Source organism: Ruegeria sp. CJ6, from assembly GCF_056536665.1.
This window is the reverse complement of sequence record NZ_JBQFQB010000002.1, coordinates 844,178-865,596: the sequence shown is the minus strand read 5'-3', so window position 1 is coordinate 865,596 and position 21,419 is coordinate 844,178. Positions and strand designations below refer to the sequence as shown.

The 21,419-nt window shown below is 56.9% G+C and carries 17 protein-coding genes; 3 read left to right on the top strand and 14 right to left on the bottom strand.

Annotated elements, in window-relative coordinates; all coding sequences use genetic code 11:
- From ACR0BT_RS09650 to rpsL, 4 genes are all read right to left on the bottom strand, one after another.
- On the bottom strand, positions 1–91 hold a 91-nt coding region (locus ACR0BT_RS09650), incomplete at its 3' end, for a GTP-binding protein (protein WP_036223564.1).
- Positions 92–151: 60 nt separating this feature from the next.
- The gene (gene fusA / locus ACR0BT_RS09645; RefSeq protein WP_170328783.1) at positions 152–2,269 is read right to left on the bottom strand and encodes an elongation factor G; all 2,118 of its coding nucleotides are present in this window, start codon (positions 2,267–2,269) and stop codon (positions 152–154) included.
- 18 nt (positions 2,270–2,287) lie between these two features.
- Positions 2,288–2,758, bottom strand: coding sequence for a 30S ribosomal protein S7 (gene rpsG / locus ACR0BT_RS09640; RefSeq protein WP_010441203.1), 471 nt, complete (start codon positions 2,756–2,758; stop codon positions 2,288–2,290).
- A gap of 15 nt (positions 2,759–2,773) precedes the next feature.
- The gene (gene rpsL, locus ACR0BT_RS09635; protein ID WP_005621086.1) at positions 2,774–3,145 is read right to left on the bottom strand and encodes a 30S ribosomal protein S12; all 372 of its coding nucleotides are present in this window, start codon (positions 3,143–3,145) and stop codon (positions 2,774–2,776) included.
- A 398-nt stretch (positions 3,146–3,543) separates the two neighbouring features.
- Here rpsL and ACR0BT_RS09630 point away from each other — a divergent pair, with 398 nt between their 5' ends.
- Entirely contained in the window at positions 3,544–4,359 is an 816-nt protein-coding gene (locus tag ACR0BT_RS09630) for a glycosyltransferase (protein WP_170611177.1), read from the top strand.
- Here ACR0BT_RS09630 and ACR0BT_RS09625 read toward each other — a convergent pair.
- From ACR0BT_RS09625 to ACR0BT_RS09590, 8 genes are all read right to left on the bottom strand, one after another.
- Positions 4,344–5,213: a DMT family transporter gene (locus ACR0BT_RS09625; protein WP_480763026.1), complete on the bottom strand. Its 870-nt coding sequence runs from the start codon at positions 5,211–5,213 to the stop codon at positions 4,344–4,346. The genes ACR0BT_RS09630 and ACR0BT_RS09625 overlap by 16 nt on opposite strands.
- A 129-nt stretch (positions 5,214–5,342) precedes the next feature.
- Positions 5,343–6,416, bottom strand: a complete 1,074-nt coding sequence (locus tag ACR0BT_RS09620; RefSeq protein WP_170562473.1) for a pyridoxal-phosphate dependent enzyme — start codon at positions 6,414–6,416, stop codon at positions 5,343–5,345.
- 141 nt (positions 6,417–6,557) lie between these two features.
- Positions 6,558–10,799: a DNA-directed RNA polymerase subunit beta' gene (rpoC, locus tag ACR0BT_RS09615; RefSeq protein ID WP_170406489.1), complete on the bottom strand. Its 4,242-nt coding sequence runs from the start codon at positions 10,797–10,799 to the stop codon at positions 6,558–6,560.
- A gap of 81 nt (positions 10,800–10,880) precedes the next feature.
- Positions 10,881–15,017: a DNA-directed RNA polymerase subunit beta gene (gene rpoB / locus ACR0BT_RS09610; protein ID WP_170611190.1), complete on the bottom strand. Its 4,137-nt coding sequence runs from the start codon at positions 15,015–15,017 to the stop codon at positions 10,881–10,883.
- 250 nt (positions 15,018–15,267) lie between these two features.
- Entirely contained in the window at positions 15,268–15,642 is a 375-nt protein-coding gene (gene rplL, locus ACR0BT_RS09605) for a 50S ribosomal protein L7/L12 (protein WP_010441182.1), read from the bottom strand.
- A 79-nt stretch (positions 15,643–15,721) separates the two neighbouring features.
- Positions 15,722–16,240: a 50S ribosomal protein L10 gene (gene rplJ, locus ACR0BT_RS09600; protein WP_170406495.1), complete on the bottom strand. Its 519-nt coding sequence runs from the start codon at positions 16,238–16,240 to the stop codon at positions 15,722–15,724.
- Between the two features lie 515 nt (positions 16,241–16,755).
- Entirely contained in the window at positions 16,756–17,676 is a 921-nt protein-coding gene (locus tag ACR0BT_RS09595) for a hypothetical protein (RefSeq protein ID WP_480763025.1), read from the bottom strand.
- Complete coding sequence (locus ACR0BT_RS09590) at positions 17,673–18,245, bottom strand: class I SAM-dependent methyltransferase (protein WP_480763024.1); 573 nt, start codon at positions 18,243–18,245, stop codon at positions 17,673–17,675. The genes ACR0BT_RS09595 and ACR0BT_RS09590 overlap by 4 nt, the downstream gene beginning before the upstream one ends.
- An 11-nt stretch (positions 18,246–18,256) precedes the next feature.
- Between ACR0BT_RS09590 and ACR0BT_RS09585 the strand changes: the two genes are divergently transcribed.
- Complete coding sequence (locus ACR0BT_RS09585; RefSeq protein ID WP_480763023.1) at positions 18,257–18,406, top strand: hypothetical protein; 150 nt, start codon at positions 18,257–18,259, stop codon at positions 18,404–18,406.
- A 239-nt stretch (positions 18,407–18,645) separates the two neighbouring features.
- Here the strand turns inward: ACR0BT_RS09585 and rplA are convergent, their stop codons facing one another.
- Both rplA and rplK read right to left on the bottom strand, forming a co-directional pair.
- Positions 18,646–19,344, bottom strand: coding sequence for a 50S ribosomal protein L1 (gene rplA / locus ACR0BT_RS09580; protein ID WP_010440987.1), 699 nt, complete (start codon positions 19,342–19,344; stop codon positions 18,646–18,648).
- Position 19,345: 1 nt separating this feature from the next.
- Positions 19,346–19,795, bottom strand: coding sequence for a 50S ribosomal protein L11 (gene rplK, locus ACR0BT_RS09575; RefSeq protein ID WP_010440985.1), 450 nt, complete (start codon positions 19,793–19,795; stop codon positions 19,346–19,348).
- Positions 19,796–20,176: 381 nt separating this feature from the next.
- Between rplK and ACR0BT_RS09570 the strand changes: the two genes are divergently transcribed.
- Positions 20,177–21,418 carry a peptidoglycan-binding domain-containing protein gene (locus tag ACR0BT_RS09570; RefSeq protein WP_170398593.1) on the top strand — a complete coding sequence of 414 codons (1,242 nt, stop codon included), beginning with the start codon at positions 20,177–20,179 and terminating at the stop codon, positions 21,416–21,418.
- The last annotated feature ends 1 nt before the right edge of the window (position 21,419 follow it).

The following is a 21,419-nucleotide window of genomic DNA, read 5'->3' as shown; positions in this document are numbered from 1 at the left end:
CTGCGGTCAGCGTGGTCTTGCCGTGGTCAACGTGGCCAATCGTGCCGATGTTGACGTGCGGCTTATTACGCTCAAACTTTTCCTTTGCCATGATGGCCTCCTTTTTCGGTAATGAAGGGAGCCCCTGGCCGGAGCTCCCTCAAATCTTCGCTTATGCGTATTTCGCCTGAATCTCGTCCGAGATGTTCTGCGGAACCGGATCGTAGTGGTCGAACTGCATGGTGAACTGGGCACGGCCCGACGACATCGAACGCAGAGTGTTGATGTAGCCGAACATGTTGGCCAGCGGAACGAACGCATCGATCGCGATTGCGTTGCCGCGCGGTTCCTGACCAGAGACCTGGCCACGACGCGAGGTCAGGTCGCCGATGATACCGCCGGTGTATTCTTCCGGGGTGATCACTTCGACCTTCATGATCGGTTCCAGCAGCTTCGCGCCAGCTTTGCGCATGCCTTCACGCATACACATCCGCGATGCGATTTCGAACGCCAGAACGCTCGAGTCAACGTCGTGGAACTTACCGTCCAGCAGGGCAACCTTGAAGTCGATCACGGGGAAGCCAGCCAGCGGGCCGCTATCCATGACCGAGTTGATGCCTTTTTCAACACCCGGGATGTATTCCTTCGGAACGGCACCACCAACGATGCGGCTTTCGAACGAATAGCCTTCGCCTGCTTCGGTCGGCTGGATCTCCAGCTTGACTTCCGCGAACTGACCCGAACCACCCGACTGTTTCTTGTGGGTGTAGGTGTGCTCAACCGGCATCGAGATGGTTTCACGATAGGCCACCTGAGGTGCACCGATGTTCGCTTCAACCTTGAACTCGCGCTTCAGACGGTCAACCAGGATGTCCAGGTGAAGTTCGCCCATGCCCTTCATGATGGTCTGACCGGATTCCAGATCAGTTTCCACACGGAAGGACGGATCTTCAGCGGCCAGACGGGCCAGACCCTGAGACATCTTCTCTTGGTCGCCCTTGGTTTTGGGCTCAACCGCGATCTCGATAACCGGATCGGGGAAGGTCATGGTTTCCAGAACCACCGGATCCTTCGCATCACACAGAGTATCACCGGTGGTGGTGTCTTTCAGACCCGCCAGCGCGATGATGTCGCCTGCAAACGCTTCTTCGATCTCTTCCCGGTTGTTCGAGTGCATCATCATCATACGACCGATGCGCTCTTTCTTACCTTTGGTCGAGTTCAGGATCGAGTCACCCTTGTTCATGGTGCCCGAGTAGATCCGGGTGAAGGTCAGCGAGCCAACGAAGGGGTCGTTCATGATTTTGAACGCCAGACCCGAGAAGGCCATGTCGTCATCGGCACGACGGGCGATGTCACGAACTTCTTCCTCGTCGCCGGGTTTGAAGCCCATGTAATCAACAACGTCCAGCGGGCTGGGCAGATAGTCGATCACAGCGTTGAGCAGCGGCTGAACGCCTTTGTTCTTGAACGCCGAACCACCCAGAACCGGAACGAACGCGATTTCCAGAGTACCTTTGCGCAGCAGGGCGCGCAGGGTCGGAACGTCGGGCTCATTGCCTTCCAGGTATTCCATCATCGCGTCGTCGTCCATTTCGACGGCCGCTTCGATCATCTTGCCGCGCCATTCGTCAGCCATGTCTTTCAGGCTGTCGCGGATAGGAGCTTTGATCCAGCTTGCGCCCAGATCTTCGCCCTGCCACAGCCACTCTTCCATGGTGACCAGGTCGATCAGGCCTTCCAGCTCGGACTCGGCACCGATCGGAATACCAACCGGAACAGCGCGTGCGCCGGTGCGGTCTTCGATCATGTTGACGCAGTTGAAGAAGTCAGCGCCGATCTTGTCCATTTTGTTGACGAAAACCATACGCGGAACCTTGTAGCGGTCAGCCTGACGCCACACGGTTTCGGTCTGGGGCTCAACACCGGCGTTTGCGTCCAGAACGCAGACAGCACCGTCGAGAACCGCCAGCGAACGCTCAACTTCGATGGTGAAGTCAACGTGGCCGGGGGTGTCGATGATGTTCAGGCGGTGCTTAGGAGTTTCTGCGGTCTGACCGTCCTCGGTGCGTTCCCAGAAAGTGGTGGTCGCAGCCGAAGTGATGGTGATGCCGCGTTCCTGCTCCTGCTCCATCCAGTCCATGGTGGCTGCACCATCGTGCACCTCACCGATGTTGTGGGATTTACCAGTGTAATACAGGATACGCTCCGAGCAGGTGGTCTTACCTGCGTCGATGTGCGCCATGATACCGAAGTTACGGTACAGTTCGAGCGGATATTCGCGTGCCATTGGTCTAAGCCTCTCGGATTACCAACGATAATGGCTGAAGGCTTTGTTCGCCTCGGCCATCTTGTGGGTGTCTTCGCGTTTCTTGACGGCAGTACCGCGGGACTGAACGGCGTCCAGCAGCTCGCCTGCAAGGCGCTCTTCCATGGTGTTTTCGTTGCGGCCGCGCGCAGCAGTGATCAGCCAGCGGATGGCCAGTGCTTCGCGGCGCTCAGGGCGCACTTCGACCGGAACCTGATAGGTTGCACCACCAACGCGGCGCGAGCGAACCTCGACCGACGGTTTGATGTTGTCGAGCGCTTCGTGGAACACTTCGACAGGAGCGCGCTTTACCTTGTTCTCAACGCGGTCAAACGCGTTGTAAACGATGCGCTCTGCGACCGACTTCTTGCCGTCGATCATCAGGTTGTTCATGAATTTGGTCAGTACCTTGTCGCCAAATTTGGCGTCAGGCAGGACTTCGCGTTTTTCGGCGGCGTGACGACGTGACATATCAGCCTCTCCTTCTTACTTGGGACGCTTCGCGCCGTATTTCGAACGACGTTGCTTACGATCTTTGACGCCCTGAGTATCCAGAACACCGCGCAGGATGTGGTAACGCACACCGGGAAGGTCTTTTACACGGCCGCCACGGATCAGAACAACCGAGTGTTCCTGCAGGTTGTGGCTTTCACCGGGGATGTACGAGATCACCTCGAACCCGTTGGTCAAGCGCACCTTGGCAACCTTACGCATAGCCGAGTTCGGCTTCTTAGGTGTGGTGGTGTACACGCGGGTGCAAACGCCGCGCTTCTGCGGGCACTGCTCCAGGTGCATGGACTTCGAGCGTTTTACTTTGGGCTGCCGCGGTTTGCGGATCAGCTGTTGAATAGTTGGCATTCCGGTTTCTTCCCCGTTTTGCAACACACATGACATGCACGCGCGTTGCGTGCGGTTAAATTCGCTGCACTCATGCGTCCACAAGCGCAAAACCCGCGAGCGTTCCCATTCCGAGGTGAACGTCGCGGTTTGTTATCAGAGGGCGCGAACGATAAAAGTGTCCGGGCCTTGACCAGTTCATTACTGAAATCGGTTATGGGGCGGCCCCCGGTACCGAGATGTCGCGCGTATTAAGGGGAGTCGGCCCAAGTGTCAACAGCCCAGCGGGAAAGGCGTATTGTACATAAGAGCTCCGGCCGTCTATCAGGAACTAATGGAGATTCCCACTGCGCCGACACATTGCAGCACTTCGGCACCGGATGCATAGTGAACATGCCCTGCAAACCATTGGATGCCCCATGCAAGTCTTTGGCCTGTGCCGATTTTCATTCCCTGCTCTGGGCGATTTCCAGATCGAACATGACACGGTCGCAGATCGGCGCGCCCATCTCTACAACCCTGCTCGTCTGGAAGAGCGGTTCCGCTTGTTCGAATCTGTGACGTTGCCCAGCTTTCGCACGCAGACAGATGGGGACTATCAGCTTCTGGTCGTTGTTGGGGACTGTCTGCCGCGAAAGGCGCTCGACCGGCTTAAGGACCTTACCGCTGACATCAAGCAGGTACGAATTGTCCAAAGACCCGTCGAACCAAGCCATAAACACCGGCAGGTCATGAAACGAATCCTTCAGGAAGCGCGTTCAAACCCGGACCGGCCCTGTCTTCAATTTCGCCATGATGACGACGACAGCATTTCGATTGATTTCATCGAAAGACTGCGCGAGTCCGCCGATGATGTTGCCGGGCTGATTGGAAAAAATCAGGCCATAGGCCTCGATTTCAACAACGGATACCAGGCCAGCTTTGGGCCGAATGGGGTTCGGGCGGCACAAGTCTACAAATCTCTGCTTGGGGTGGGCTTGGGCATGCTTATCGCGGGCGGGTGCGCCCACACGATCATAAGTTTTACCCACAACCGGATCGGGCGTTTCATGCCAGTGGTCAGTTATCCTGATCGCCCGATGTGGATCAGGACATTGAACAACTCCAACGACTCGCCGCGCGCTGAAAAGCAGAAGGCACAGCTTGCGCCGATCACGCCCGAAATCGAGACCGATTTTGCCACGCGTTTCGCGCTAAACCCCGGTTTCGTACGTTTGCCTCACTTCTCCGCCTGACGCGACCGTTCGCGAAACAGAGTGAACATCCCTGCCCCAACTACCAATGCACCACCCAGCATTGTGATCGCGTCCGGCCAGTCACCAAACACAGCCCACCCCAGCCCCAGTGCCCAAAGCAGGCTGGAATAGCGAAATGGCGCAACAAAACCGACTTCGCCCACGCGCATCACCATGACACTGAACAGATAGCCTATCAGAACAAAGACCGCAGCGCTGGCGATCATCGCTCCAGATGCGGTCGAGACCGGCACCCATCCTTCAAACGTGGAGACGATGATCGCTGCCAATGTGATAGTGAGGGATGTCGCCAGTGTTACCACCATAGAAGGTACTTCGGCTGACATTCGGCGGGTGATCAAATCGCGAATTGTAACGGAAGCAACCGCAATTAATGCGTAAATCGCATAGATGCTGAATCCTTCAGGACCGGGCCGAACGATCAACAACATACCGACGAACCCAAGCGCAATTGCAGCAATACGTCTCCATCCAATTACTTCACCGAAGAATAAGGCAGCACCCAAAGTCACGGTCAGCGGCAACGCCTGTAGAACTGCCGTAACGTTGGCAAGCGGCATGTGCATCAGAGCCGTCAAAAAGAAGATGGTCGCCGCCAACTCTGCCAGGCAACGTAATGCGATAAGCCATTTGTCATGGAGGGGAAAATTCAGGTGAAGCGCCCCAAGATAACGGGCCATTATCAACACAAGAACTGTCGCCAAAACTCCGCGCATGGCCACAAGTTGGAACAGAGGCAGATCTTGCCCCACCACTTTCACCAACGCATCATTGACGGTAAAGGCCGCCATGCTGCCCATCATCAGCAGCGCGCCTTTAACGTTAGGACTCATTTAATCAACACCCGGTCTTCAATATATCGCCGTACTCATTGTTCAATCGATCACGAAGTCAATATGCGCCGGACAATCCTGCAGTAATAGTTCCGACGAGCTACACAAACTGTCGACTTTTCAGTCGTTTCAATCTGTCATCTGGGCGGAAGGCGTAGATTTCGAGATCTCGATCTCATCATCCGTCATCTCCTCTTCTACGCCATCAAACAATGGGGTCGAAAGGTAACGCTCGCCCGTATCTGGCAACATTACCAACATGACGGAACCTTCCGGCGCAGTCTCGGCCAGTTTCATCGCGACCGCAAAGGTCGAGCCACCAGAAATACCGGTAAAAATCCCCTCTTCCGCGGCCAAACGGCGCGACCATGCAATACCGTCGCTACCGGGAACGGGAATCAACTCATCATAGTACGAGTTATCAATGGCCTCCTGCAGAACCCACGGAATGAAATCAGGCGTCCAACCCTGTATCGGATGCGGTTCGAAGTTCGGGTGGCTCTCGGTCGGCTGGTGTATTTCATTGCGCGTGTTCACATATCCTGACGACACAATGGCTGCATTGGCAGGCTCGGTCAGGATGATCTTGGTCTCAGGGCGCGCTTTCCTCAGCACCCGGGCCACGCCCGAGACCGTCCCGCCAGTGCCATAGCCCGTAACCCAATAGTCGAGATTCTGCCCATCAAAGTCACCCAAGATTTCCTGCGCGGTGGTATTTTCGTGAATATCGGCGTTGGCTGCGGTTTCAAACTGGCTGGCCAGGAACCAACCGTTCTGCTCGGCCAGTTCTTTAGCTTTTGTATACATGCCGAACCCCTTTTGCGCGCGCGGTGTCAGGACAACTTTTGCCCCCAAAAACCTCATCAGCTTGCGCCGCTCGACCGAGAAACTGTCGGCCATCGTCACAACCAAGGGATAGCCTTTGGCCGCGCAGACCATCGCCAGCCCGATACCGGTATTCCCCGAGGTCGCCTCAACCACTGTCTGACCGGGTTTTAAGCTACCGTCGCGTTCTGCCGCTTCGATGATGTTGAGGGCAAGGCGATCTTTGACAGAACTGGCCGGGTTAAACGCTTCGAATTTTACGTAAACCGTCACGTTTGAGGGCGCGATCCTGTTTATTCGTATGCTTGGCGTGTCTCCGACGGTGTCCAAAATACTGTCATACAGTCGCTTTCGCCCATGCGTTTGACGAGTTGTCATTGCGGCCCCCTCCTCTGTTGACGAAAGCATGCCACAAACCGGATCACATTAGTAACTATCTTTGTGAGAGTTCGCCTCGGAGCGCTCACAACAAGAAAGGCCCCGCGAAATCGCGGGGCCTTTCTTAGTTATTGAGGGTGCCTATTCGCGGCTTTCCGGTGTTTCCACCAGAACGTCCAGCTCATCACCGACCATGTCGTCGTCGAAGGTCGGAGCGGCCAGAGCAGCGGCTGCTTCGGCCTCTTCCCTGCGCGCTTCGATAACCACGTTGTCACGCGACTGCGCGATGTGGCGGACGGCCTGAGTGGCCCCACCGGTCCCGGCGGGGATCAGACGACCAACAATTACGTTCTCTTTCAGGCCAACCAGCTTGTCTTTCTTGCCCTGAACCGAGGCTTCGGTCAGCACGCGGGTGGTTTCCTGGAACGACGCCGCCGAGATGAACGAACGCGTCTGCAGCGAAGCTTTGGTGATCCCCAGAAGGATCGGCTCACCCTGAGCCGGACGACCGCCACGCGAGATAGTCTTCTCGTTGGCTGCGTCGAACTCTTGCTTGTCGACATGTTCGCCTTTCAGCAGGGTGGTGTCACCTGAATCCAGGATCTCCCACTTCTGCAGCATCTGGCGCACGATGACCTCGATGTGCTTGTCGTTGATCTTAACGCCCTGCAAGCGGTAGACGTCCTGCACCTCGTCGATCATGTAATCCGCCAACGCTTCGACACCCATGATCGACAGGATGTCATGCGGAGCCGGGTTACCGTCCATCAGGTATTCACCCTTCTGGATGAAGTCCCCTTCGGCGACCGGGATGTGCTTGCCCTTGGGTACCATGTATTCGATGGTCTCCATGGACTCGTCAGCCGGTTCGATGCTGATGCGGCGCTTGTTCTTGTAGTCGCGGCCAAAGCGCACGTAACCATCGGCTTCTGCGATGATCGCGTGATCTTTCGGACGACGGGCTTCGAACAGTTCGGCCACACGTGGCAGACCACCGGTGATGTCCTTGGTCTTAGCGCCTTCACGCGGGATACGCGCAACAACGTCACCGGCTTCGATGGTCTGACCATCTTCGACGGACAGGATCGCATCCACCGACATCGGATAGTGAACCGGGTTGCCCGCATCGTTGCGGACCGGCTCGCCATCTTCACCGACCAGAATGATCTCGGGCTTGAGGTCGCTGCCTTTGGGGGCCGCGCGCCAGTCGATCACGATCTTCTGGGTCATGCCGGTTGCATCGTCGGTCTCATCCCGGACCGCAAGGCCCGAAACAAGGTCGACATATTTCGCGGTACCGGCTTTCTCGGCGATAATCGGCAGGGTGTAGGGATCCCATTCGAACAGCTTGTCGCCACGAGCAACCTTGGTGCCGTCCTTGACGAACAGCTTGGAGCCATAGCCCAGCTTGTGGCTGGCACGCTCTTCGCCGTGTTCGTCGCTGATCACCAGCTTCATGTTCCGGCCCATAACGAGGCTTTCGCCTGCGGCATTGACCAGAATCTGCGGGTTCTCGAAGGAAACGACGCCTTCCTGGCTGGCTTCCTGGAACGACTGCTGACCACCTTGCGCAACACCACCGATGTGGAAAGTACGCATCGTCAGCTGCGTACCGGGTTCACCAATGGACTGCGCGGCGATGATGCCGACAGCCTCACCTGTGTTCACCATGGTGCCGCGTGCAAGGTCACGACCGTAGCAGGTGGCGCAGACGCCTTCCTCGGACTCACAGGTCAGAGGCGAGCGGATGCGCATCGACGCAACACCAGCTTCGTCAATGGTGTCCGCCATGCGTTCGTCGATCAACTGACCAGCGGCCACGATCACCTCATCCGTGCCCGGACGCAGAACATCGTCAGCCGCCACACGACCCAGCACACGTTCGGCCAGCGAGGCAACAACCTCACCGTCATTCACGGCGGCTTCGGCTGTGATCGCACGCTCAGTACCACAGTCGATCTCGCGAACGATGCAGTCCTGTGCGACGTCTACCAGACGACGGGTCAGGTAACCCGAGTTCGCCGTCTTCAGAGCGGTATCTGACAGACCCTTACGGGCACCGTGGGTCGAGTTGAAGTACTCGAGAACGGTCAGACCTTCTTTAAAGTTCGAGATGATCGGCGTCTCGATGATGTCACCGTTCGGCTTGGCCATCAGGCCACGCATACCGCCCAGCTGTTTCATCTGAGTGACCGAGCCACGCGCACCGGAGTGGGCCATCATGTAGACCGAGTTCGGCTCTTGATCTGACCCGTCTTCGGCCTTGGCAACGTCCGAGATGGTGCTCATCATCGCTTCGGTGACGCGGTCGTTACACTTCGACCAGGCATCAACAACTTTGTTGTACTTTTCGCCCTGAGTGATCAGGCCGTCCATGTACTGCTGTTCAAAGTCCTTCACCTGACCGCGGGTGTCATCAACGATGCCCCACTTGTCATCCGGGATGACCATGTCGTCCTTACCGAACGAGATGCCCGCCTTGAACGCTTCTTTGAAGCCCATCGACATGATCTGGTCACAGAAGATAACCGACTCTTTCTGACCGCAGTAACGGTAGACGGTGTCGATCACCTGCTGCACTTCTTTCTTCCGCAGCAGGCGGTTGACCAGCTCGAACGGGGCTTTGTTGTTCATCGGCAGCAATGCACCCAGACGCAGACGGCCCGGAGTGGTTTCATAGCGCTTCTGAACTTCGTTGCCTTCGTCGTCGATCTGCGTGATCCGCGCGGTGATTTTCGAGTGCAGATGCACCTCCCCCGCGTCCAGCGCGTGCTGAACTTCTTCGATCGAACCGAAGACCTTGCCTTCGCCCGGCATGCCTTCGCGTTCGAGGGTCACATAGTACAGACCCAAGATCATATCCTGCGACGGAACGATGATCGGCGCGCCGTTTGCAGGCGACAGAACGTTGTTCGTCGACATCATCAGAACACGCGCTTCCAGCTGCGCCTCAAGGCTTAGCGGGACGTGAACGGCCATCTGGTCCCCGTCGAAGTCGGCGTTAAAGGCCGAGCAGACCAGCGGGTGCAGCTGGATGGCTTTACCTTCGATCAGAACCGGCTCGAACGCCTGAATGCCAAGACGGTGCAGCGTCGGCGCACGGTTCAGCATGACAGGGTGTTCGCGGATCACCTCGTCGAGGATGTCCCACACTTCGGGACGCTCTTTCTCGACCAGTTTCTTTGCCTGTTTGACAGTCGAAGACAGACCCTTGGCTTCAAGGCGCGAGTAGATGAACGGCTTGAACAGCTCCAGCGCCATCTTCTTTGGCAGACCACACTGGTGCAGTTTGAGTTCCGGACCGGTCACGATGACCGAACGGCCCGAGAAGTCGACGCGCTTACCCAGAAGGTTCTGACGGAAGCGACCCTGCTTACCTTTCAGCATGTCCGACAGCGATTTCAGCGGGCGCTTGTTGGCGCCGGTGATTACGCGACCACGACGGCCGTTGTCGAACAGAGCGTCAACGGATTCCTGCAGCATCCGCTTTTCGTTGCGGACAATGATGTCAGGCGCGCGCAGTTCGATCAGACGCTTCAGACGGTTGTTCCGGTTGATGACGCGGCGATACAGATCGTTCAGATCCGAGGTCGCGAAACGGCCACCATCCAGCGGGACCAGCGGACGCAGTTCCGGTGGAATGACCGGGATCACGGTCATCACCATCCATTCAGGCCGGTTGCCCGACTCGAGGAAGGATTCAACAACCTTCAGACGCTTGATGATCTTTTTGGGCTTCAACTCGCCGGTTGCTTCGGCCAGATCAGCGCGCAGCTGCTCGGCTTCGGCTTCCAGATCGATCTGGGCCAGCATCTCACGGATGGCTTCGGCACCGATATTCGCGGTGAACGCATCCATGCCATAGGCATCCTGCGCATCCATGTACTCTTCTTCGGTCAGCATCTGGCCGTAGGTCAGGTCGGTCAGACCGGGCTCGATGACGACGTAGTTTTCAAAGTACAGAACACGTTCCAGATCGCGCAGCGTCATGTCCAGCATCAGACCGATGCGGGACGGCAGCGATTTCAGGAACCAGATATGTGCGACGGGCGCGGCCAGTTCGATGTGGCCCATACGCTCACGGCGGACTTTCTGCAGGGTGACTTCCACACCGCATTTCTCGCAGACAACGCCGCGATATTTCATCCGCTTATATTTGCCGCATAGACATTCGTAATCTTTGATCGGGCCAAAGATACGCGCGCAGAACAGACCGTCACGCTCAGGCTTGAACGTCCGGTAGTTGATGGTTTCGGGTTTCTTGATCTCGCCATAGGACCAAGACAGAATCCGCTCAGGGCTCGCCAGCGAGACCTTGATCTCGTCGAAAACCTTCGGGGGCGTCAGCGGGTTGAACGGGTTGTTGGTGATTTCCTGGTTCATTTGTTACCTCAAATCTTGCGGAAGGGGGGAGAGGTGAGCGGAAACTTAAAAAGTTTCCGCCCAAGAATTTTTTCAAAATTCTTATTCCTCAACCTCCGCATCCAGGAGTTCCATATTCAGGCCGAGGCCACGGACTTCTTTAACCAGAACGTTGAACGATTCCGGTACGCCCGCTTCAAAGTTATCCTCGCCCTTGACGATCGACTCATAGACCTTGGTCCGGCCGGCGACGTCATCCGATTTAACGGTGAGCATCTCCTGCAGGGTGTAGGCGGCGCCGTAAGCTTCCAGAGCCCAGACCTCCATCTCACCAAAGCGCTGACCACCGAACTGCGCCTTACCACCCAGCGGCTGCTGGGTGACCAGGCTGTACGGCCCGGTCGAACGCGCGTGGATTTTATCATCCACCAGGTGATGCAGTTTCAGCAGGTACTTGATGCCCACGGTGACCGGGCGCGCGAATTGCTCACCGGTGCGACCGTCGAACAGAACCGACTGACCGCTTTCCGAGAAGCCCGCACGCACCAGCGCGTCGTTGACGTCTGCTTCTTTGGCACCGTCGAAGACCGGAGTAGCGATCGGAACACCACGGGTCACGTTGCCCGCAGCCTCGATCAGGCCATCCTCGTCCAGACCGGTGATGCCTTCTTCGTAGACATTCTCGCCATAGGCCAGCTTCATCGCTTCGCGAACCGGGGTCAGATCGCCGGACCGGCGGTATTCACCCAGAGCGTCGTCGATGTTCAGACCCAGACCGCGTGCGGCCCAACCCATGTGGGTTTCAAGGATCTGACCAACGTTCATACGCGAAGGCACACCCAGCGGGTTCAGACAGAAGTCAACCGGCGTACCATCCGCCAGGAACGGCATGTCTTCCATCGGAACAACCTTGGAGATCACACCCTTGTTCCCGTGACGACCGGCCATCTTGTCGCCCGGCTGCAGCTTGCGCTTCACGGCGATGAAGACTTTGACCATCTTCATCACACCCGGCGGCAGGTCGTCGCCACGGCGGACTTTCTCGACCTTGTCTTCAAAACGGGCGTCCAGAGCACGCTTTTGCACTTCGTACTGCTCGTTCAGAGCCTCAACGATCTGTGCGTCCTGCTCACCTTCCAGCGCCAGCTGCCACCACTGACCACGGGTCAGGGTTTCCAGCAGATCCTCGGTGATCACCGACCCTGCCTTGACGCCTTTCGGGCCTTTGACAGCGGTTTTACCCAGGATCAGGCCCTGCAGACGCGCATAGATGTTGCGGTCGAGGATCGCCAGCTCGTCGTCCCGGTCACGGGCCAGACGTTCGACTTCCTCACGCTCGATCTGCAGCGCACGCTCGTCTTTCTCGACGCCGTGACGGTTGAAGACGCGAACCTCAACAACCGTACCGTAATCGCCCGGCTTCACGCGCAGCGAGGTGTCGCGCACGTCAGATGCTTTCTCACCAAAGATGGCGCGCAGCAGCTTTTCTTCCGGGGTCATCGGGCTTTCGCCCTTCGGAGTGATCTTGCCGACCAGAATATCGCCCGGCTCAACATCCGCACCGATGTAAACGATGCCAGCCTCATCGAGGTTGCGCAGCGCTTCTTCACCAACGTTGGGGATGTCGCGGGTGATTTCTTCCGGACCCAGCTTGGTGTCACGGGCGGCGACTTCAAACTCCTCGATATGGACCGAGGTAAAGACGTCATCACGCGCGATACGTTCCGAGATCAGGATCGAGTCTTCGTAGTTGTAACCGTTCCACGGCATGAACGCGACGACCACGTTCTTACCCAGGGCCAGTTCACCCATATCGGTCGACGGACCATCGGCGATGACTTCGCCCTTCTGGACGGTGTCACCCACCTTGATCAGCGGACGCTGGTTGATGCAGGTGTTCTGGTTCGAACGCTGGAACTTGCGCAGACGATAGATGTCAACGCCAGCGTCGCCCAGTTCCAGATCCTCGGTGGCGCGAATAACGATACGCTGGGCATCGACCTGGTCGATGATACCGGCGCGTTTCGCCTGAATCGCAGCGCCTGAGTCGATCGCGACCTTTTCCTCGATCCCGGTACCGACCAGCGGCGCTTCGGCGCGCAGCAGTGGAACCGCCTGACGTTGCATGTTCGAGCCCATCAGAGCGCGGTTGGCGTCGTCATTTTCAAGGAACGGGATCAGCGATGCAGCAACCGAGACCAGCTGTTTCGGCGACACGTCGATCAGGTCCACATTCTCGCGCGGGGCGAGGGTGTAGTCACCGGCCTGACGGGTCGAAACCAGGTCGTTGATGAACTTGCCATCGGCATCCAAGGTCGCGTTCGCCTGCGCCACGGTGTGACGCATTTCCTCGGTCGCGGACATGTAGTGTACCTCATCGGTCACCTCGGCGTCTTTGACGACGCGGTAGGGTGTTTCGATGAAGCCATACTTGTTCACGCGGGCAAAGGTGGCCAGCGAGTTGATCAGACCAATGTTCGGACCTTCGGGCGTTTCAATCGGGCACATCCGACCATAGTGGGTCGGGTGTACATCGCGCACCTCAAAGCCCGCACGCTCACGCGTCAGACCGCCCGGGCCAAGCGCCGAGAGACGGCGTTTGTGGGTGACTTCCGAAAGCGGGTTGGTCTGGTCCATGAACTGCGACAGCTGCGATGAGCCAAAGAATTCACGAACAGCAGCCGCAGCTGGTTTCGCGTTGATCAGGTCCTGCGGCATGACGGTGTCGATCTCGACAGACGACATACGCTCTTTGATCGCGCGCTCCATGCGCAGCAGGCCAACGCGGTACTGATTTTCCATCAGTTCGCCGACCGAACGCACACGACGGTTGCCGAGGTGGTCGATATCGTCCACGTCGCCTTTGCCGTCACGCAGTTCCACCAGCGCCTTGATGCAGGCCACGATGTCTTCGCGGCGCAGCGTGCGCAGGGTGTCCGGCGCGTCCAGAGCCAGACGCATGTTCATCTTCACACGACCAACGGCGGACAGGTCATAGCGCTCGCTGTCGAAGAACAGGGTGTCGAACAGAGCCGACGCAGCCTCGACGGTGGGAGGCTCGCCCGGACGCATGACGCGGTAGATGTCCATCAGCGCGCTTTCACGGTTCAGGTTCTTGTCCTGAGCCATGGTGTTGCGCATGTAGGGGCCAACGTTGACGTTGTCGATGTCCAGAACCGGGATGTCGGTGATACCCGCATCCATCAGGTCCTTGACGGTGCCGCCGATCAGGTCGCCGTCTTTGTCATACTCCAGGGTCAGCTCATCACCGGCTTCGACATAGATCGCGCCGTTTTCTTCGTTGATGATGTCCTTGGCGACATACTTGCCGACGATGTTGTCGAAGGGCACCAGCAGGTCGGTAACAGCACCTTCGTCGATCAGCTTCTTGACCGCGCGCGGGGTGACTTTCTTGCCCGCTTCGGCAATCACTTCGCCCGATTTCGCGTCGATCAGATCATATGTCGGACGGGTGCCGCGCACACGCTCGGGGAAGAAGGGCGTAACCCAGCCTTTCTTCTTGTCCAGCTTGTAGGACACGGTGTTGTAATACGCGTCCATGATCGCTTCCTGATCCAGACCCAGCGCATAAAGCAGGGTTGTCACAGGCAGTTTGCGACGACGGTCGATACGGGCGAACACGATGTCCTTGGCGTCGAACTCAAAGTCCAGCCAGCTGCCGCGATACGGGATGATGCGGCAGGCAAACAGCAGCTTGCCCGAGGAATGGGTCTTGCCCTTGTCGTGATCAAAGAACACACCGGGCGAACGGTGCATCTGGCTAACGATCACACGCTCGGTACCGTTCACGATGAAGGTGCCGTTCGGTGTCATCAGGGGCATATCGCCCATGAACACGTCCTGTTCTTTGATGTCCTTGACCGACTTGGCGCCGGTGTCCTCATCGACATCAAACACGATCAGACGCAGCGTGACCTTCAGCGGCGCGCTGTAGGTCATGTCGCGCTGCATGCACTCTTCGACGTCGTATTTGGGTTTTTCCAGATCGTATTTCACGAACTCCAGAACGGAGGTTTCGTTGAAATCCTTGATCGGGAAAACCGACTGGAACACGCCTTTGATGCCTTCGCCGTCTGTGGGCTGTTCTGCATCGCCGGAGCGCAGGAAAAGATCATAAGAAGATTTCTGCACCTCAATGAGGTTCGGCATCTCCAGCACTTCGCGGATTTTGCCGTAATATTTACGAAGACGTTTCTGGCCAAGGAACGTTTGAGCCATGTCAGATGTCACCTTTCGATGTTCTCAGCGGGCAAAGACACCGTCGGGCCCCGGCATCTTGCACAATCGAGACGACACGTCCGGATCAATTCGTGACCACCGTCCCGAAGGTGGCCTCCCGATCCGAAAACCGTGTCTTAGAAAACGCCCCAGACAATGAGGCCCTTTCTAAGACAGGTTCGGCTGGACCCGGATTTCTCCGGACCCAGCCAAATTTTGCGGCGCATCAGCGATGCACCTGTCGGTTGGCTTAGGCCAGCTCGACTTCGGCGCCAGCTGCTTCCAGCTTGCCTTTGACTTCCTCGGCTTCGTCTTTCGACACGCCTTCTTTGATCTTGCCGCCAGCTTCGACCAGCTCTTTGGCTTCTTTCAGGCCCAGACCGGTGATGCCGCGAACTTCTTTGATCACGTTGATTTTCGAAGCGCCGGCGTTCTTCAGAACGACGTCGAATTCGGTTTTTTCTTCCTCAGCTGCGCCACCGGCGTCGCCACCGGCTGCAACCATTACGGCGCCGCCAGCTGCGGGCTCGATGCCGTATTCGTCTTTGAGGATGGTTTTCAGTTCTTGTGCTTCCAGCAGGGTCAGACCCACGATGCTTTCTGCGAGTGCTTTCAGATCAGCCATTGTATCAGCTCTTTCCGTTTACAGTGTGTGTTCCAACGTCAGGGTATTTACCCTACGCAGATCATTCAGTGCCAACCGCTTACGCAGCTTCCGCCTTCTCTTCGATGGTGGAAAGGATGCTTGCGATGTTGCTTGCAGGTGCGCCAATCGCGCCGGCGATGTTAGAAGCAGGTGCGCCAATGCAGCCCACGATCGAAGCAATAAGCTCCTCGCGAGACGGCATTTTCGAAACGGCTTCAACGCCTTTGCGGTCCAGAGCGTTCTCGCCCATTGCACCGCCGAGGATCTCAAAATTCTTGTTATCCTTGGCGAAGTCCTCGGCCACCTTGGCAGCTGCCACGGGGTCCTCGGAATAGGTCAGAACGGTCATCCCTGTCAGCAGGTCGGCCATGCTTTCACACGGCTTACCCTCAAGGGCGATTTTGGCGAGCCTGTTCTTGGCAACACGCACGGCACCACCCGCGTCACGAGCACGTGCGCGAAGGTCCTGCATCTCGGCAACTGTCAGACCGGCGTAGTGCGAAACCACTACGACGCCAGAGCTTTCGAAGATTTGGCCGAGTTCCTCGACCACTTTCTCTTTCTGGGCTCTATCCACAGTTCTCTCCAAGTTAGGGGTGATATCTCACCCCGGCTCATATTTGCCGCAGCTTTCGCTCCGGCGTTCAGGTCCGTTGTTACGGGATTGGCCAAAATGCGCCCGAGGATCGTGACCCTCAGAATTCTTTGGTCTTACCCGTCTCAGGCAGGGAATTAAGGGGCCAGATGGACCCACCCACCGTCTTGGACGAAACAAAATAAAGCGCACGACGAATCGCACGCTTTATTCCGCAGGTCTACTTAGGACAGATAGGCCGGGTTTCCAAGAGGTAAATTTAGGCGACTTGCCCCTCCCGCGCAGGGGCTGCGACATAGTTGAAACTGTTCTGAGGCATCTCGGTTTCCAGAAAACGAGCCGACACTAAGGCTTGCGGATTTCGCTGCGCGCACCATAGCTACACGCCTGCTAAGACATCGCTCAATATCTGTGCGCAGAGCTGGCTAAGCATTCTGCCAACTAACCGCTATCGTGCAAATGCGGTCGCTGCTTGAGGGCACTGCGGCGGGGCGCTTTCAACCGCCGGTAAAGTCGTGCCGAAGCATAGGTGCAAACCTGCGGCGCGCAGTCCGCCAACGGAAATGAAAAAGCGGGTCCGGTATTCGCCAGTTTTCACCGTAACTCTGAGCCAGCAATGCTGGCGCGTCCTGCGGCAGCATGATTTCCCCACCATTAAGTGGTTTTAGCGGGAAAATCGCGCTTTCCGGCAAGTCGTTGAGTGAGTACGGGTACACGCTAAAGCGCCCGTTTTCCGTCCACGCCGGAAATAGATCTATATCAATACCCAAATTATTTTTAACTTTGAAGATTGGTATATTACGCTTTAACGAATTGGTATCCAGGCACTCATTGGCGAGCAACTCTCGCTGATAATCAATCCATTTTTCAGCGACGCCTTCAAGCGTAGACTCACCCAGATGCACTGCAAAATCGACATCGTCGTCGTGACCAATCAATCCACCCTCTCGAACGAGACCCAACAACGCGCCAGCGTATAGAATGATCGGCTTCCCTAAACGAATTACGGGTTCAAGCACGGCGTCAAGTTTTGAAAAGATATCATCGCCAGCCTTTTCTCCGAATGTTCTGTTATAGCCATGTGGTGTAATGTAATCTGGGTGTAGCGTCTGCTTCACGCGCTCAAAAAACGAGGCAAAGCGCGCCTCCATACCCTGTTCTGCATAGCGAATTTCCATATGCTTTAGCCTACCGTGCGTCCGGGCAGGCTTTAATCTTCTGTGGCAGCACAAAAGAAGAAATGTCTCTTCCCAATCATCATAGAGCGACTGGTTCTCCAAGCGCATTATGGGATCCTTTAGCGCCTCAACCGCAAGGCGCGTTTTGCGAGGTCGTGGTAGTGCCGTTTGGGCCGCAGCATGCGTAAAAACATGCTCGCGAAGCGACGCGAGCTCCTTGATCAATTCTGCTTCGGTCATGGTGTTTTTTCATAGATCGCGCGGGCGACGATCGCATCTTCTGTTTTATATTTTGCGAAACCACCGCCTTCTACACCATAGCATTTTCGGAATTCGGAGGCTTCCATTTTGGCATCCAGATCCGCCGCACTTACGTAACGCCGGAAATGCGGCGCCGCTATTTTCGTTGTGGCTCGGTCCGCCAACGTTCGATATTCGAACGCCACGACATCGCCAAGTCTGCACCCGCTCCGCAGCGCCCGGATCAGAGCATCTTCCTCATCATCTGTGATCGCATGCAAAAAGAACCGAGCGTAAACGCAAACGGTTTCAGATCGTCGCTCGGACAACACACGCTCAACCAATCCATCTTCGAGATTGGTCTGAACAAATTCAAGATCGTCGCCGCCCTGCTTTTGTGCATGCTTTTGCGCTGACGCAATCGCTGCCTCAGACGCATCCATGCCGGTCACTTTGAACCCGTGTCGTGAAAAGAAAAAACTGTCACGGGCATTCCCACACCCTACGTCAATGACATGTGACTGCCGATCAATCTCATTTGCCACAAACGCTGCGAATTGCGACGGCAAGGTAAGCTCCCATGACCCTGCCGATTTCGCATAAAATTGGTTCCAAAAGGCGCGTCGATCTTCTGGAAGTGATTTCTGACGAATATTTTGGTTCATTGATGGGTATTCTCGAACAGCTACTACACGACAATGGGGGAACTGTGTCAGACCGCACCCCCTAGTTCAATCGCTTCTTTAGCCACCGCTGCTGAGGCATTGAATCTATGTTTGTGCGTATCGCTGCTTTTTAGTCAGAGTAGCTGTAACCGGGTTTGAAATTGGCAAAACTTCAAGATTTCAATTGATGTGCAAGCAACCACGCTATCACACAGCTACAGCCTGTTTCTCATATGGCACGCAAAGAAAATCCCGGGCAGTTCGCACCACCCGGGATCAAGTTCTCACAGCTAAACGCTAAGGCTTATTCGCCCGCAGCAGCCGCCACGTCCAGAGTCACACCCGGGCCCATGGTCGAGCTCAGCGCGATTTTCTTCATATAGGTGCCTTTGGCGCCCGACGGCTTGGCCTTGGCCACAGCCGAGATGAAGGCGCGGACGTTTTCAACCAGCTTGGCTTCGTCGAACGACGCTTTGCCAACACCGGCGTGCACAACGCCGCCTTTTTCCGCCTTGAACTGAACTTCACCGCCCTTGGCTGCTTCCACGGCGGCTTTCACGTCCATGGTCACGGTGCCAACTTTGGGGTTCGGCATCAGGTTGCGAGGGCCCAGAACTTTACCCAGACGACCGACGATCGGCATCATGTCCGGGGTTGCAATGCAGCGATCGAATTCGATGGTGCCGCCCTGAATGGTTTCCATCAGATCTTCCGCGCCAACGATATCTGCGCCCGCTTCTTTCGCTTCGTCTGCCTTGGGGCCACGAGCAAATACAGCAACGCGCATCGCTTTGCCGGTACCGTTCGGCAGGCCAACAACGCCGCGAACCATCTGGTCCGCGTGACGGGTGTCAACGCCGAGGTTCAGAGCGATCTCGATGGTCTCGTCGAATTTTGAGGTTGCGTTGCCTTTGACCAGGGAAACAGCTTCTTCGACCGACAGGTTTTCCTTGCCAGCGACAGCTTCGCGCGCAGCGCGGGTACGTTTACCGAGTTTTGCCATCTTACTTCACCTCGATGCCCATTGAGCGGGCCGAGCCCAGGATGATCTGCATTGCGCCTTCGACGTCGTTGGCGTTCAGATCTTTCATTTTGGCTTCGGCGATTTCACGAACCTGCTTCGAGGTTACGGTTGCCACGGTCTCACGACCTGGGTTTTCCGCACCACGAGGGCGGTTACGCTTGCCGACCGGCTTCAGACCAGCCGCTTTTTTCAGGTAGTAAGACGCGGGCGGCGTCTTGATGTCCATGGTGAAGGACTTGTCCTGATAGTAGGTGATCACGGTCGGGCACGGAGCGCCGGGCTCCATGTCTGCGGTCTTGGCGTTGAACGCCTTGCAGAATTCCATGATGTTGATGCCGCGCTGACCCAGCGCCGGACCAACTGGCGGCGACGGGTTCGCCTGACCTGCAGGAACCTGCAGCTTCATTGTACCAGCAAGCTTCTTGGCCATTTGGTTTTCCTTTCAACTTAGGTGAAACGCGTTTCACCCAGACTATGTTGCGTGGTCCGATCCGGGATCGCGATCCCAGCAACCTCCCACGAGAGAATCTCGCCCGAAGACGATAGGGGCGGCACTTACAGCGGAACGGCGGGGTTGGCAAGTGGCCTGCCCTGCTCTCACACATCGAATCAAGCCCCCAAGTGGGTCTTATACGCTCACGGCGTACAGATCGTTACTAACAAGGTGCGACTGACAACTCTTAAGAAATTAATATCAATACAGAATCTGCGCGGTGGTTGCGGGATGGTCGGGTTTCCGCCACCCCCCTCACCTCAATACTCGCAGCTGTGCTATACTCGACGAAATTAGTATTTTTGGTGGAGGTTAATTATGATCATTCGTTTATTAATAACAGTTGGCATCGCGCTGTCATTTGCGGCGTCTTCTCCTCAGACCGCGCGGGCCGATGCTGGCGAGATACTGGGCGGTGCTGTGGTTGGTGGCGTCATCGGCTACGCTATCGGCCGGGATCAGCAGAGAAAACAGCAAGCCCGGACGAGGTCAACAACAACACGCACCTATCGCCCCGGAATTCCGTCGACCACACAAGGGGCGCAAACCCAGACCGCGCTCAACTATTTCGGCTACAACGCCGGTCGCGTTGATGGTCAGGTCGGTCGTGGCACGCGGTCTGCGATCGAACGCTATCAGGTCTCGATGGGCTACCCCGTGAATGGCTATGACTTCCAGCCCTATCAGCGCGACTTCCTGATGCAGGCCTATTACTGGGCGACAAGCGGCGGTCAAACGACAACTCAACTCGCAGGCCAGCCGCTTTTGATGGAATACCGCCGGCAGATACAAACCGGCTCTGCCTTGGCTGCCGCCCCTCAGGCACCAGCACAAGCCCCAGCAACCACGATTCCGGTTGTGGTTCCTCAAGCTCAGGAACCAGAGCCCGAGGCCAATACAACTGAAACAGCCTCTGCCAGCCTGCCAAGCCTGTTTTCCGGCGGGACCGGCGGCCCATCGCTGGCCAATCGGTGTAGCGGGGTGATGCTGCAGACCTCGACAAACGGGGGCTACACGACGCTGTCAAATATGACGGATGCTGATTTTGCCCTCAGCGAACAGTTCTGCCTTGCTCGCAGCTATGCAATGGCGCGTGGCGAAGATCTGATGGCGGATATCCAGGGGCTGACGCCAGATCAGGTGAGCGCACAATGCGACTCGTACGGCGAAATGTTGGCACCGCAAGTTGATGCGCTGTCGATCAGCTCGAAGGCAGAAGCTGAAACCCAGGTACGCAAGCTTGCGCTGGACTCGGGCCTTAGCCCCGCTGATCTTGCAGCGACAAGCAAGGTTTGTCTGTCGATGGGCTACCGTCAGGACAACATGGACACGGCAGTCGGTTCCGCATTGATGCTAGTCGCGATGGGTGAGCCTGCCTATGGAGAGTTGATCGGCCACCACCTGCGCGAAGGCTTTGGTGTGCAACAGCGTCGCGATCTTGCGATGCAGTGGTACGATGCGAGCCTTTCGGCACTGGATGCCGGTTCGCAAGCCGTCTTCCTGCCGTCCCAGACCGACCGCCCGCAACTGTTGCGTGCGGCTATGGTTCAAGCGCAGTAAG